Origin of the sequence: Serinicoccus kebangsaanensis (genome assembly GCF_008919445.1) — a bacterium.
In the GTDB taxonomy this organism is placed as follows: domain Bacteria; phylum Actinomycetota; class Actinomycetes; order Actinomycetales; family Dermatophilaceae; genus Ornithinicoccus; species Ornithinicoccus kebangsaanensis.
On sequence record NZ_VSLG01000003.1, the window covers coordinates 34,263 to 48,341 of the forward strand.

Below are 14,079 nucleotides of genomic sequence, written 5' to 3' on the forward strand. Positions count from 1 at the left end.
ACGCCCGAGGGGCCTCAGCCGTTGACCCGGATGATCTCCTCCTGGTAGGGCGCGACCACGTCCCCGGAGATGCGGCAGTCCAGCACCAGGAAGCGTCGCTGCTCGGGAGGCTCGGCGGCCCAGCTCGCGAGCCGGTCCAGGTCCTCCACGCGACGCACCGCCACCCCTTCGGCGCCCACGCCCTCGGCGAGCGCGGCGAAGTCCACCTCGGGGATGAGCATCGGGTCCCGGGCCAGGCCCTGCAGACCGTAGAGGTTCACCTCCGCCCCGTAGGCGGCGTCGTTCCACACCACGGCGATCCCGCTCCCGCCGGCGACCCGGACCGCCGACTCCAGGTCCGCGAGCGCCATCAGCCCTCCCCCGTCCCCGGTGGTGAGGACGACGGTGGCTCCCGGCCGGGCCAGCGCGGCGCCGAGGACGGACGGCCAGCCCAGCCCGATGGACTGGAAGGCGGTGCCGATCATCATCATCCGGTCCGGCGAGGCGACCGGCCAGTACATGTTCGCCCACCCGATGAAGTGGCCGCCGTCGGAGACGACGACCCGGTCCTCGGGCAGCAGCTCGCCGAGGCGGGCCGCCACGGTGCGCGGGTCCAGACGCCCGTCCTCGGCCACGCCGACACCCGGGTCGTAGCCGCGCAGGGAGGCGACGTCCACCGACTCGCGCCACCCGCCCGGTCCGTCATCGCGTGGGAGGCGCGCCAGGTGCTCCGTGAGCGCCCGGGCGACGACGGCGGCGTCGCCGCGCACGAACCCCCCGACGTGCGGGTGGGTCGCCGCCGGGGCGACGTCCACCTGGAAGACCCTCGTGCCCGGGGAGAACAGCTCCCCGAAGCGCATCGTGAACTGGTTGAGCGAGGCACCGAAGACGACGGCGACGTCCGCCTCACGGACCAGCTCCATGGCTCCCGCGGCACCGAAGCCGCCGGTCACGCCGAGGTCGAACTCGGGCCGCGGGAAGATCCCCCGGCCCAGTGCGGTCGACGCCGTCACGGCACCGGTGGCGTCCGCCAGGTCGCCCAGCGCCGCACCGGCGTCCGCGAGCCAGGCACCGCGCCCCGCGAGCAGCAGCGGCCGTCGCGCGGACGCGAGCGCCTCGGCCATGTCCCTGATCGTCCCGTCCGCGAAGTCGCCCGCCGGTCGCTGCACGTCGGGCGGCCGGGGCGAGGGCACCTCGGGCACCGGACCGACCTCGAGACGTGCGACGTCGTAGGGGATGGCCAGGACGGTCGGCACCCGGTAGGTCAGCGCGTGCTCGATCGCGATGACCGTGGTCGCGGTGGCGTCGGCCCGGCCGACGGTATAGGTGCGCGCCCCCACCGCGGAGGCGATCGCGATCTGGTCGACGTCCCACGGCCTCGGCCCGGACGTGGGTCCGTCACCGACGACGAGCAGGAGGGGCACCTGGGCCTGCACCGCCTCGGCGAGGGCGGTCAGGGTGTTGGTGAAGCCTGCGCCGTAGGTCGAGGTGGCGGCCGCCAGCCGGCCCGAGGCCCGGTGGAAGGCGTCGGCGGCCACGACGCCACCGGCCTCGTGCCGGACCGCGGTGTAGACGACGTCGGTGGCGCGCTCGAGGGCGTCCAGCAGGTAGGCGTTGCCGTTGCCCATGACCCCGAAGACGTGGTCGACGTGCTGGGCGAGGGCGAGGGCGACGTGCGTGGAGACGGTGGGCACAGGCAGGGTCCTTCACGAGACGGGACGGGGGTGAGTCCGTATGTGTCCCGCGCGCCGTCGCGGCGGTGTGCCCCTTTTTCGAGCACCGACGCGCACCGCGCGCCGGACCCGTCGATGATAGAGGAGGTGTCCGGGGACCGCCGCGGACGTGGCGAGGTCCTCGCGGACATCGGCCTCAGACGAAGCTGCAGGTGATGCTGCCCATCTCGCGGTAGTCGCAGTGGACGACGTCTCCGCGGGAGACCCACATCGGGCGGGTGAACGACCCGGCGAGAATGATCTCGCCCGCCTCCAGCCGGGCACCGTGCTGGTGGAACTTGTTGGCGAGCCAGGCCACACCGGTGGCCGGGTGGCCGAGCACCCCGGCCGCGACCCCGGTCTCCTCGATCTCGCCGTTGCGCGCGAGCACCCCTGGCACCCACCGCAGGTCGATCTCGTCCGGCCGCCGCTGCACGTCGCCGAGGACCATCGCGCCGTAGGCGGCGTTGTCGCTGATGGTGTCCACGATGGTCCGGCCCTCCATCTCGATGTGCGAGTTGAGGACCTCCAGCGCGGGCACGGCGTGGTCGATCGCCGCCAGCGCGTCCTCCAGGGTGGCGTCCGGCCCCTCCAGCGGCTCGCCGAGCACGAAGGCCAGCTCGACCTCGATCCGGACGTTGGAGAAGTGGTCGACCGGGATCTGCACCCCGGAGCGGTGGACGGTGTCGTCGAACATCACGCCGTAGTCCGGCTCGGTGATGCCGGTCGCCTGCTGCATCGCCTTGGAGGTCAGCCCGATCTTGCGGCCCACCAGCCGTCGCCCCGCGGCGAGGTTCGCGTCCCGCCACAGGCCCTGGATGGCGTAGGAGTCCTCGACCGTGGCGTCCGGGTAGCGGGCCGAGATGCGCGGGATCACGCCGTGCGTGCGCCCCGCCTCGGCGAGCTCGTCGGCGATCTGCCTGATCTGCTCCGGTGTCAGCATCGGCGCCTCCTCAGAGCTGGTGGCCCAGCTTGTACTCGCCCTGCTTCCAGGTGGGCATCTCCTCCTGCTCCCCCGGCCGGGTGTAGGAGAACCCGTCCGCGCCGATGGTGACGCCCATCTCCGAGTCGTCGGTCCGCTCCACCACCGGCTGCGGGTTGCCGTCGAGGTCCAGCACCAGCGAGGCCTCGGTGTACCACGACGGCACCACCGGGTTGCCCCACCAGTCGCGGCGCTGGTTGTCGTGCACGTCCCACGTCACCACGGGGTTGTCCGGGTCACCGGTGTAGTAGTCCTGCGTGTAGATCTCCACGCGGTGCCCGTCCGGGTCCCGCAGGTAGAGGTAGAACGCGTTGGAGACGCCGTGCCGCCCCGGGCCCCGCTCGATGGCGTCCGAGCGGCGCAGCGCCCCGAGCTTGTCGCAGATCGCCAGGATGTTGTGCTTCTCGTGGGTCGAGAAGGCGACGTGGTGCATCCGGGGACCGTCGCCGCCGGTCATCGCGGTGTCGTGCACCGTCGGCTTGCGCCGCATCCACGCGGCATACACCGTGCCCGCGTCGTCCTGGATGTCCTCGGTGACCCGGAAGCCCAGGTCCTGCATGAACTTCGTCGCCCGGGGCACGTCCGGGGTGACCTGGTTGAAGTGGTCCAGGCGCACCAGCGCACCCGGCGTGTAGAGGTCGTAGCGCCAGGCGAGCCGCTCGACGTGCGCGACGTCGTAGAAGAACTCGTAGGGGAAGCCGAGCGGGTCGGTGACCCGCACCGAGTCGCCGATCCCCTTCGTGAAGCCGTCCGCCCGGCGCTCGACCCGGCAGCCCAGCTCGGTGTAGAAGGCGACCGCCGCGTCCAGCTCCTGGGGCGAGCGCACCCGGTAGGAGAAGGCCGCCACGGCCGCCACCGGGCCCTGGCGCAGCACCAGGTTGTGGTGGATGAACTCCTCGATGGAGCGCAGGTAGACGCACGCCTCGTCCTCCTCGGTCACGGTGAGCCCGAGGACGTCGACGTAGAACTGGCGCGAGGCGGCCAGGTCGGTGACGACGATCTCCATGTAGGCGCAGCGCAAGATGTCCGGCGGCGGCGCCGACGGCGTGGGGATCGGGTCGTCGGTCTGGATCGGTGCTTCCTGCGAGACGTAGTAGCCCGAGGAGGTGAGGGTCTTGTCGGTGTGCCTGCTCATCGGTCGCCCTTCCCGAAGGTGGGGTTGTGGACCGCGCCCAAGGTGATGTGCACGGCCTGCTGGTCGGTGTAGAAGTCGATCGAGCGGTAGCCGCCCTCGTGGCCGAGACCGGAGGCCTTCACCCCGCCGAACGGCGTGCGCAGGTCGCGCACGTTGTTGGAGTTGAGCCAGACCATCCCGGCCTCGACCGCCTGGGCGACGTTGTGCGCCCGCTTGAGGTCGTTGGTCCAGATGTAGGCGGCCAGGCCGTAGCGCACACCGTTGGCGAGCTCGAGCGCCTCCTCCTCGGTGTCGAAGGGGGTGATGGCCACGACCGGACCGAAGATCTCCTCCTGGAAGATCCGAGCGTCGGGCGGCACGTCGGCGAAGACCGTCGGCGCGACGAAGTTGCCGGTGTCGAAGCCGTCCGGCCGCCCACCCCCGGCGACCAGCCGACCTTCGGTCTTGCCCAGCTCGATGTAGCTCATCACCTTGTCGTAGTGCTCCGGGTGCACGAGGGCACCGACCTCCGTCCGCTCCTCGTGCGGATAGCCCACGACCACCCGCTCCGCCTGCGCGGCATACCGCTCCACGAACTCGTCGTAGACCTCGCGCTGGACCAGGATCCGGCTGCCTGCCGTGCACCGCTCGCCGTTGAGGGAGAAGACGCCGAAGATCGTCGCGTCGATCGCGGCGTCCAGGTCGGCGTCCGCGAAGACGACGGCCGGCGACTTGCCGCCGAGCTCCATCGACAGCCCCTTGAGGTAGGGCGCCGCGTTGCCGAAGATGAGCTCCCCGGTGCTGCTCTCGCCGGTGAAGGAGATGAGCGGGACGTCCGGATGCTTCACCAGCGCGTCACCGGCGTCCTCCCCCAACCCGTTGACCAGGTTGAACACGCCCGGCGGCAGGCCCGCCTCCTCGAAGATGCCGGCCCAGAGGGAGGCGGACAGCGGGGTGAACTCCGCGGGCTTCAGCACGACGGTGTTGCCGGTGGCCAGCGCCGGCCCCAGCTTCCACGACTCGAGCATGAACGGCGTGTTCCACGGCGTGATGAGGCCGGCGACCCCGATCGGCTTGCGGTTGACGTAGTTGACCTGCCGGCCGGGCACCTTGTAGGTGTCGTCCGCCTGGGCGACGATCAGGTCGGCGAAGAAGCGGAAGTTCTCCGCCGCGCGGCGCGCCTGGCCCAGGGCCTGGGTGATCGGCAGGCCGGAGTCGAAGGACTCCAGCTCGGCCAGGCGGGTGTCCCGGGACTCGACGATGTCCGCGATCTTGTGCAGGACCCGGCTGCGCTCGCGCGGCAGCATCCGCGGCCAGGGGCCGTCGGTGAAGGCGCGACGGGCGGCCGCGACGGCCGCGTCGACGTCCGCCTTCTTGCCGGCCGCCGCCCGCAGGTAGGTCTCGTTGGACACGGGGTCGAGCACCTCGAAGGTGTCACCGTCGACGGAGTCGACGAAGCTGCCGTCGATGTAGTGCTGGATCTGCTCCGGCAGGTCGGCCGGCAGGTGACGCCCCTGAGCGGCGGCGGTGTCGGTCATCGGTCAGTCCTCCTGGGTGGGGGTCCGGGTGCGGAGCCAGTCGTCGTACCTGGTCCGCCATTCCTTGTTCATCGGGAAGAGCCCGTGGACCGGATGGCCCTCGGCGACCCGGTCGGCGACCCAGGCGTCCTCCCTCTCCTTGGCGAGGGCCGCGTCGGCCACCTCCTCCGCCAGGCCCGGCGGGATGACCACGACGCCGTCGGCGTCGCCGACAAGGACGTCACCCGGCTGGACGGCGGTGCCCCCGCAGGCGATGGTCAGGTCCACGTCCCAGGGCACGTGCCGTCGGCCCAGCACGGCGGGATGGGCGCCGGAGCTGTAGACCGGGATCCCGACGGCTGCGACGGCGTCGTGGTCACGGACGCCACCGTCGGTGACGATGCCCGCGGCCCCGCCGGCCCGCGCCCGGATCGCCAGGATGTCCCCCAGGGTGCCCGAGCCGGTCTCACCACGCGCCTCGATGACGATGACCTCCCCCTCGGAGACGGCGTCGAAGGCCCGCTTCTGCGCGTTGTAGCCCCCGCCGTGGCTGGCGAACAGGTCCTCCCGGTGCGGGATGAAGCGCAGCGTCCGGGCCAGCCCGACCAGCTTGACCCCCGGGTGCATGGGGCGGACCCCGTCGATGGTCACGTTGTCGAGGCCGCGCTGGCGCAGCTGCTGGGACAGGCCGGCGGTCGGCGCCTCCAGCAGCTTGGCCCGCAGCTGCGGGTCCAGGCCGGTCGAGCCCTGCTGCGGGAGACCGGCCGCCTCGCGCGAGCCCCAGGCCTCGGCCCGCTGGGTGTCATCGACCGAGGGCAGCGAGCCGAGCTCGGCGTCGAAGTCCTGGTCGCCGGCGACGACCGTGGTGACCAGGCGTCCGCTCGTCGGGGTGTCGGGCGACGAGGGGGCGTCGACCTCGACCTCGACCACGTCCCCGGGCTCGATCACCGAGGAGCCGGCGGGGGTCCCGGTGAGGATGACGTCGCCGCGCTCGAGGGTCAGGTGCTGGGCCAGGTCGGCGACGATCTGGGTGAGCGGGAAGATCAGCCCGGCCGTCGTGTCGACCTGCACCAGGTCACCGTTGACCCAGGTCCGCACCCGGAGAGCCTCGGGGTGCACCGCGGCGGCGTCGATGAGCTCGGGGCCGACCGGGGTATACCCGTCACGCCCCTTGGAGCGCACGTTGGAGCCCTTGTCGTTGGCGCGCAGGTCATAGACCCCGAGGTCGTTGGCGGCCGTCACCCAGCCGACGTGCGCCCACGCCTCGTCGGCGGAGACCTGGTGCGCGGGGGTGCCGATGACCAGCGCGATCTCGCCCTCGAAGGCCAGCAGCTCGGTGCCGGCCGGGCGCTCGACGGTGCTGCCCGAAGCGGTGACGGAGCTGGCCGGCTTGAGGAAGTAGGACGGGTGCGCCGGCCGTCGACCGCGCTGGTCGGCGCGTGAGCCGTAGCTGAGGTGGACGGCTATGATCTTGCCGGGTCGGCACGGCAGGCTGGCGAAGCGCGGATCCTTCGCGACCCCCTCCCGGCGCTCAGGGTTCTCGTGAGCCTCGTCGCTCGTCATCATGTCCAGAATCGTATGACGAAGGAGTCATCGCCCGATGCAGTACCACCACCACGGCTACGTCTCCGGCGATCCCCGCGTGCAGGACGCCGCGGGCACCGGCGTCGACCGCCCCGCCGAGCTCCCCGGCCAGACGGACGTGCTCATCGTCGGCTCCGGCCCCGCGGGGATGCTGCTGGCCGCCCAGATGTCCCAGTTCCCGCAAGTGAGCACCCGGATCATCGAGCGGCGCGAGGGACGGCTCGAGCTGGGGCAGGCGGACGGGATCCAGCCGCGCAGCGTCGAGACCTTCCAGGCCTTCGGCTTCGCCGAGCGGATCGTCGCCGAGGCCTACAACATCGCCTACATGAACTTCTGGGGCCCCGACCCCGACAACCCGCAGCACATCGTCCGGACGGCGCGCACCGAGGACTACGGCTTCAAGATCAGTGAGTTCCCGCACCTCATCGTCAACCAGGCCCGGGTCCTGGACTACTTCGCCGAGGCCGCCCGGCGCGGACCGGGTCGGATCGTGCCGGACTACGGCATCGAGTTCCTCGGCCTCACCGTCCACGACGACGGCGACCACCCGGTGGAGGTGCGGGTGCGCCACCTGGGTGGGGAGCGCGCGGGCGAGGAGCGCACGATCCGGGCCAGGTATGTCGCGGGGTGCGACGGGGCACGCAGCCGGGTGCGCGAGGCCATCGGGCGGCGCCACGTGGGGCAGCTCGCCGCGCACGCCTGGGGCGTGATGGACGTCCTGGTCAACACCGACTTCCCCGACTGGCGGACCAAGTGCGCCATCAACGCGGAGGCCGGCAACATCCTGCACATCCCCCGCGAGGGCGGCTACCTGTCCCGGATGTACATCGACCTCGGCGAGTCGCCCGAGGACCCCGACCACGCCATCCGCAGGACGCCGATCGAGGAGATCATCCGCCGGGCCAACGAGATCCTGCACCCCTACTCGATCGACGTGAAGCAGGTCGCCTGGCACAGCGTCTACGAGGTCGGCCACCGGGTCACCGACAAGTTCGACGACGTGCCCGAGGGTGAGCACCACGCGCCCCGGGTCTTCCTCACCGGCGACGCCTGCCACACGCACAGCGCCAAGGCGGGACAGGGGATGAACGTCTCCATGCAGGACGGCTTCAACCTGGGGTGGAAGCTCGGCCACGTCCTCACCGGTCTCAGCCCCGCCTCGTTGCTGGCGACCTACTCCGCGGAGCGGCAGCCGGTCGCCCAGCAGCTCATCGACTTCGACCGCGAGTGGTCCTCGCTCATGGCGCGCAAGCCGCAGGACATCACCGACCCCTCCGAGCTGGCCACGTTCTACCTCGGCACGGCCGAGTTCCCCTCCGGCTTCATGACCGAGTATGCCGCCTCCGACCTGGTCGCGGACGCGGAGCACCAGGGGCTCGCCGCCGGCTTCCCGCTCGGCAAACGGTTCAAGTCGGTCGAGGTGGTCCGCGTCTGCGACGGCAACGCCGTGCACCTCGGGCACCACGCACGCGCCGACGGACGCTGGCGGATCTACGCCTTCTCGGACGCGCCCCCACCGGGCGAGACCTCCGTGATGGCGGACTGGGCGCGGTGGGTGACCTCCCCCGAGTCCCCCGTCACCCGGTTCACCCCCGCCGGGGCCGACGTCGACGCCGTCTTCGACGTCAAGGCGGTCTACCAGCAGGCCTACGAGGACGTCGACCTCGCCCGGGTGCCGGACGTCTTCCTCCCGCGCACCGGACCGCTGGGGCTCACCGACTGGGAGAAGGTCTTCGCCGCCGCGCCGAACACGTGGACCGACGTCGACATCTTCGACGAGCGCGAGCTGTCCCGCGACGGCGTCGTCGTGGTGGTCCGCCCGGACCAGTACGTGTCGGCGATCTTTCCGCTCACCGCCACCGAGGAGCTCGCGGCCTGGTTCGGCGGCCTCATGCTCGACCCTGCGTAGAAACGTCCTCGGGGAACAGCCGCGACCGCTCGGCGGCGATCACCTGCCGGGCGAGGTCGCCCTCGCTGAGGTCGAACGCCTCCGGCGCGCTGTGCGCCGTCTCGCTGACCCTGGCGTAGTCCTCGAAGGTGCTGGTCTTGGTGGACAGCAGCTCGACCAGGCGCTCGTCCACGCTGTCCTCGGTGAGCAACCGGTGCACCTGGACCGAGTGCAGCTGACCCATCCGCCGCGCCCGCGCGATCGCCTGCCACTCGGTGGTCGGCTTCAGCTGCGGCTCGCAGATCACCACGACCGAGGCGGCCTGGATGTTCAGCCCTACGCCGACCGCCTGGATCTGCGCGACCAGCGCGGCCCCGCCCGGCGCGGTCGAGAAGTCGTCGACCGTGGCCTGCCGCTCCACCGGCGGCACCGAGCCGGTCAACGGCCCGAAGACCCGCCCCGGGAGCGACGCGGCCACCTGGTCCAGGACGTCGCGGAAGTAGGAGAAGACGAGCACCCGCCGGCCGTTCGCCTCGGCCTCCGCCACGATCTCGACCAGGTGCGCCATCTTGGCCGACGCCATACCCGCCTCGAACGCGGCACGGCGCATCGCCATGAAGTTGCCGGACGCCACCGCGTCCCGGTAGGCCTGCTGGTCCGCCGCGGTGAGCTCGAGCCACTCCTCGACCTCGACCAGCTCAGGCAGCTCGAGCAGGACGTCCTCGGTGTTGCGGCGCAGGTAGACCGGGGCCACGCGGCGGCGGAACTCCAGCGGCGAGTCACCCATACCCTGCAGCAGCTCGGGCTGCAGGTAGTCGATGAGGGTGGTGAAGTCGCCCACCGTGTTCTCCAGCGGGGTGCCCGTGAGCAGCATGACGTGCTGGGTCCGGCGGACGAGCGCCTCGACCCGCCGGGACCGCTGGGCCGCGGGGTTCTTGACGTAGTGGGCCTCGTCGACGACCAGGCTGTCGATCTCGAAGCCGTCCAGCCCGTCCCACACCGAGCCCAGCGTGCCGTAGGTCGTCACCGCCACTCCCCCGTGCGCCCGCCAGCGCGACAGCTCACCGTCGCGCCGCTCGCCATGGAGCCGCCGGGGCTCCAGGTCGGTCTTGCCGTCGATCTCGCGCACCCAGTTGCTCAGGACGGCGGCCGGGCACACGACGAGGAACCAGCGCGCCCCCTCGCTCGCCCGGTGCGCCAGCACGGCCAGCGCCTCGATCGTCTTGCCCAGGCCCATCTCGTCGCCGATCACCACCTTGCGCTGCACCAGCGCGAACCGCGCGGCGAAGCTCTGGTAGCCCCGCAGCGAGACGTGCAGCCGGGTGTCGTCGAGGTGCTGCTCCCGGACGGCCTGCACCACGTCGTCCGGAACGTCGCCGTAGGTGCCGGTCTCCTCGATCAGCCCGAGCTCGGAGAGCAGGGCAAAAGAGTGGGCCGGGCGCGCGGCGAAGTCCGGCCAAGGATCTGCGGTGGCGGCCCGCTCGACCGCGTCGCCCAGCTGGGTGGCGTGCTCCAGGACCGCGTCCACGACCTCGCGCAGCTCGCCGGTGCCGGTGTCGCCGAGCACCGCGAGGTGGGTGGTGCCCGTCGTCAGGCTCGCGGCGAGCGGCGACAGCGCCTGCGCCTGCGCGACGACGTCGGTCGCCTTGGCGGCCTGCCGCAGCACCTCCCAGGTATGCAGTCGGCGCAGCAGGTCGGTGGCCTCGGGACTGCGATCGTCGGGGTCGAGACGCAGCGGGGTGTCCTCCAGCGCGAGCGAGCGCAACGTCTGCGCGGCACCGCGCATCCGGGCGGCGGTGACGGCGCCCACACCGGGGACGTCGGCCAGGTCCCCACCGCGGTCGAGCACCTGCTGGACGCTGCGCACCCCTGCCTCCTGGAGCGCGGAGATGCGCAGCCGCTCGCCGGTGGCCTCCCTGAGGCGGTCCACCGGCATCTGCTCCAGGAGCCGGCCCACCGCCGCCTCACGGACCTGCTCCCCGGCCCGGAACGCGGCCTCCCGGGCCAGCTCGGCGTCGGTGATGACCGACGCCAGCGGCGGCACCCGGTCAGAGAGGTGGCGCATCGCCCCGAGCGGCAGCACGGCGTGCTGCCGGCTCCGCGGTGCGAGCGCCTCCCGGAGCCCGACTCCCTCGTGCAGGGCGGAGGTGCGCGGGAGCGGCAGGCCGGGCTCGCGCGTCTGGGCGTCGAGGCGGCGGAGCCAGGACACCGAACCCGCCGACCCCCACCGCGCGTGACCCTCGAGCAGCCGACCGGCCGCCCGTCCGGCCTCCTGGCGCCGCCCGCCGAAGGTGAGGAACCGTCGCAGGCCGAGCAGCCCCGCGGCCGCGTCCGCCTGGCCGGGCACGTCCTCGGCCAGCGTCCGGAGCAGACCCTCGCCGGTCGGGTCGACGGGGTGCAGGGCAGACCAGGCCGCCAGCTGCCCCACCAGCTGGTCGTCGCCGGTCCCGAGCGGCAGCACCGCCCACGACCCGGTCGCCGGCAGACGAACGGTCACCAGCCGCCCGCGCAGGGTGTCGAGGGCCTGCTCGGCGGCGCGGCGGGTGGTGGCGCGGTGCGTGAGCACCCGGCCGGCGACGGGCGACCAGCGCCGTCCCGCCTCGATCACGGACCGCAACCGGTCCCGCTCGCGCCTGTCCATCGTGAGGAGGGTAGAGCACCCAGGGACGCCACTATGGGCCTCGTCGTCATGCGCTATCCATACTTAGGGTAGCCTCACCACATGACCTCGACGGCTCCCACGAGGACGACCCTGGCCCGAGCGTGCCCGCACCGTCATCGGCACCTGCAGCCCGCTGCGCGTCGGCGTCCTGGGCGAGATGGCCCCGCTGGACCGGCACCTCGTCGAGACCGACGGCAGCATCCTCGGCCGCGCCGCCGTGCTGGCCGGGCCGTGCGTCGAGCGTGCCGCACGGGGGGACCGATCACCGCTGCTCCAGGTGCTGGCGACCGACATCACCCCGGTGCCCCAGCCCGACCGGCAACGCCGCACCCTGGAGCTGAGCGGGCACGTGAGGATCGTGCCCGAGGGAGTCCCCGATAGGTACCGCGAGATCCTGCGGGCCGCGCCCGACGAGGACATCGCCGTGCCGGAGCGCATCCCCGTGCGGGTCGCGCTGCACCCGGTCCGCCCAGGCCGAGGCGAGGTCACGATGCCCCGGCGGGAGCGTGCTCGGCACAGCGTCGGGATAGTGCTGCAGCCACGGTCGTGTCGTCATCGTCACCTCCGTCGACCGAGCGATCGCTCGGTCGGCGGTGCTAGCGTAGCACCTGCACCCCGCGCGCGGCTGGCACCACCCACCTCGCGCGGGGTGCCTGACCACCGACGAGGACGAGGGATCTGTGTGAGCGCCCAGGACTGGCGGACCCACGACACGGACGAGCTGCCCACCATCCTGGCCGCGGCCCTGGAGTGCTTCGTGGAGCAGGGCTACCACGGCACGTCGATCCGCGAGGTCGCGTCCCGCGCCGGCCTGTCGGTGCCAGGGGTCTACCACCACTACCCCTCGAAGCAGGCCATCCTGGTCGCGATCATGGAGCACGCCATGGCGGATCTGTGGTGGCGCAGCGAGGCAGCCGCCGCGGAGGCCGCCGACGACCCCTGGTCGCAGCTGCGCGCCCAGGTCGAGTGCCTGGTGCTGTTCCACTCCCGCAAGCAGGATCTGGCCTTCATCGCCTGGAGCGAGATCCGCAGCCTCTCGCCCGAGCACCGCGTCGAGCACATCTCCCGGCGCGACCGCCAGCAGCGGGTCCTGGATCGGATCGTCGAGCAGGGTGTCGCCGACGGGGTGCTGCAGAGTCGCCGGCCCCGTGAGGCGAGCCGGGCGGTGACCACGATGTGCACGGCCGTCGCGCAGTGGTACCGCACCGGCGGACCCCTCTCGCCGGACGAGCTGGCCCTGGAGTACGTCGCGCTGGTCGCGGCGATGCTCGGTCGTCCAGATCCCGGCTGACCCCCGAGGTCGCACCGCGCCTGGGCATGCCGGACGCCCCGGCGGTTTGTGGCCGGGGTGCGGGGCGTCACGGTCGCAGTCTCCACCGGACGCCGTGGGCGTCCACGTCGGCCGACGGCTCGTGCTGGTGCACCCAGGTGTGGTGCCTCGGGCAGAGCAGGGCGTAGTTGCCCAGGTCCGATCGCCCGCCGTGGGCCCAGTGCACGACGTGATGGGCGTCGCACCACGTCGCGGGCACGCTGCACCCCGGGAAGGTGCACCCGTCGTCGCGGTGCGCCAGCGCCACCCGCTGCCCCGGGGTCACCAACCGACGGGCGCGGCCCAGGTCCAGGATCTCGCCGCGGCTGCCTAGCACGGCCGGGATCAGATCCGCCTCGCAGGCCAGCCGCCGCACCTCCTCGGCCGACAGCGCACCCCCGTGCACCGTCCGCCCTGCATCCGCACCGCTGCCGACTCCGGCGAGCTCCTCCCGCAGCGCGTCCAGGGTCACGGTCACCATCACCTGCGCCTTCGGCGTCGTCGGCTGCCCCCGGGTCCCGGCAACACCGCGGCGCAGCACCGTCATGAAGGCGTCGTACCGCCGCTGGCCGGCGGTGCGCGAGTCCACCTCGCCGGTCGCCTCCTGCTCCTCCCGGCTCGCCGGCGCGGCCAGCGGAGACATCAGCACCGCCCTGATCGTCTCGCAGTCCGCGTCATCCCCGACGGTCAGCACGAAGCGGCGCACCGACCCATCCCCCAGCGAGGTCTCGTGCAGGTCCCGCAGCCCGTGCATGGCTCGCGCTCGCTCGTCCTGCTCCCGCCGGGAGGTGCACGCCGCCACCAGCCGGCGGCACACCCGGTCCAGGTCCTTCTCGGTGAACCTCTCCTGGGCCGCGGCCCCGGCCAGCAGCGTGACCGCCGAGGCATACTCCTCGCGCTCGACCCCGCCACGCACCCGCTCCAACGCCCGCACCACCCGCGCCGCCCGCGCCAGCGGCACCCTCCCGTCCTCCACCGCCTCCACCAGCGCACGGTGCACCGGGTCCTGCCCCGCCCGCGCCACCACCGCGACCTCCGTCGCATCCCGCACCGACAACCCCGGGCACAGCAACCGCACCCAGTCCGGGACCGAGAAGCCCGCCTCCACGTGCAACCCCCGACCCACACCCTCACGCACCAGGGCCACCAGCGACGCCCTGGACGAGGCGATCACCTCACCCAGCCGCTCCACCCGCGACACCAGCTCGGCCTGCTGCACCCACCCCAGATCCCCACCGGGCGCACCACCCGACGGATCGCTCGAGCCCCCGAAGGCCCCCGTCCTCCCCTTCATGCGAACAACTGTACGACCACCCTCCGACAGACCCCTTG

The 14,079-nt window shown here is 72.5% G+C and carries 10 protein-coding genes; 2 read left to right on the forward strand and 8 right to left on the reverse strand.

The features are described 5' to 3' along the window. Positions 1-14: 14 nt before the first annotated feature. The 5 genes from FXF60_RS04185 to FXF60_RS04205 all read right to left on the reverse strand — a co-directional run bounded on the left by FXF60_RS04185 (position 15) and on the right by FXF60_RS04205 (position 6,870). Positions 15-1,673, reverse strand: coding sequence for a thiamine pyrophosphate-binding protein (locus FXF60_RS04185; RefSeq protein ID WP_151524023.1), 1,659 nt, complete (start codon positions 1,671-1,673; stop codon positions 15-17). A gap of 175 nt (positions 1,674-1,848) precedes the next feature. Next, complete coding sequence (locus FXF60_RS04190; RefSeq protein ID WP_151524024.1) at positions 1,849-2,634, reverse strand: 2-keto-4-pentenoate hydratase; 786 nt, start codon at positions 2,632-2,634, stop codon at positions 1,849-1,851. Positions 2,635-2,644: 10 nt separating this feature from the next. Continuing rightward, positions 2,645-3,808, reverse strand: coding sequence for a 3,4-dihydroxyphenylacetate 2,3-dioxygenase (hpaD, locus tag FXF60_RS04195; protein WP_151524025.1), 1,164 nt, complete (start codon positions 3,806-3,808; stop codon positions 2,645-2,647). Continuing rightward, on the reverse strand, positions 3,805-5,325 hold the full coding sequence (gene hpaE / locus FXF60_RS04200; protein WP_151524026.1) for a 5-carboxymethyl-2-hydroxymuconate semialdehyde dehydrogenase: 1,521 nt from the start codon (positions 5,323-5,325) through the stop codon (positions 3,805-3,807). Before hpaE ends, hpaD begins: the two co-directional genes overlap by 4 nt. 3 nt (positions 5,326-5,328) lie before the next feature. Further along, the gene (locus tag FXF60_RS04205; RefSeq protein ID WP_238335698.1) at positions 5,329-6,870 is read right to left on the reverse strand and encodes a fumarylacetoacetate hydrolase family protein; all 1,542 of its coding nucleotides are present in this window, start codon (positions 6,868-6,870) and stop codon (positions 5,329-5,331) included. A 34-nt stretch (positions 6,871-6,904) separates the two neighbouring features. On the opposite strand from FXF60_RS04205, the gene FXF60_RS04210 reads away from it, so the two are divergent. Continuing rightward, entirely contained in the window at positions 6,905-8,797 is a 1,893-nt protein-coding gene (locus tag FXF60_RS04210; protein WP_151524027.1) for an FAD-dependent monooxygenase, read from the forward strand. Here FXF60_RS04210 and FXF60_RS04215 read toward each other — a convergent pair. After that, on the reverse strand, positions 8,778-11,417 hold the full coding sequence (locus FXF60_RS04215; protein WP_151524028.1) for a DEAD/DEAH box helicase: 2,640 nt from the start codon (positions 11,415-11,417) through the stop codon (positions 8,778-8,780). The genes FXF60_RS04210 and FXF60_RS04215 overlap by 20 nt on opposite strands. Before the next feature lie 283 nt (positions 11,418-11,700). Next, a complete protein-coding gene (locus FXF60_RS16435) occupies positions 11,701-11,994 on the reverse strand; it encodes a hypothetical protein (protein WP_192796618.1) in 294 nt (97 codons plus the stop codon). A gap of 126 nt (positions 11,995-12,120) precedes the next feature. Between FXF60_RS16435 and FXF60_RS04220 the strand changes: the two genes are divergently transcribed. After that, positions 12,121-12,729 (forward strand): TetR/AcrR family transcriptional regulator, encoded by a 609-nt coding sequence (locus FXF60_RS04220; RefSeq protein ID WP_202879556.1) that lies wholly within the window; start codon positions 12,121-12,123, stop codon positions 12,727-12,729. A 67-nt stretch (positions 12,730-12,796) separates the two neighbouring features. On the opposite strand, the gene FXF60_RS04225 is transcribed toward FXF60_RS04220, so the two are convergent. Further along, on the reverse strand, positions 12,797-14,041 hold the full coding sequence (locus tag FXF60_RS04225) for an HNH endonuclease signature motif containing protein (protein WP_151524029.1): 1,245 nt from the start codon (positions 14,039-14,041) through the stop codon (positions 12,797-12,799). Positions 14,042-14,079: the final 38 nt, after the last annotated feature.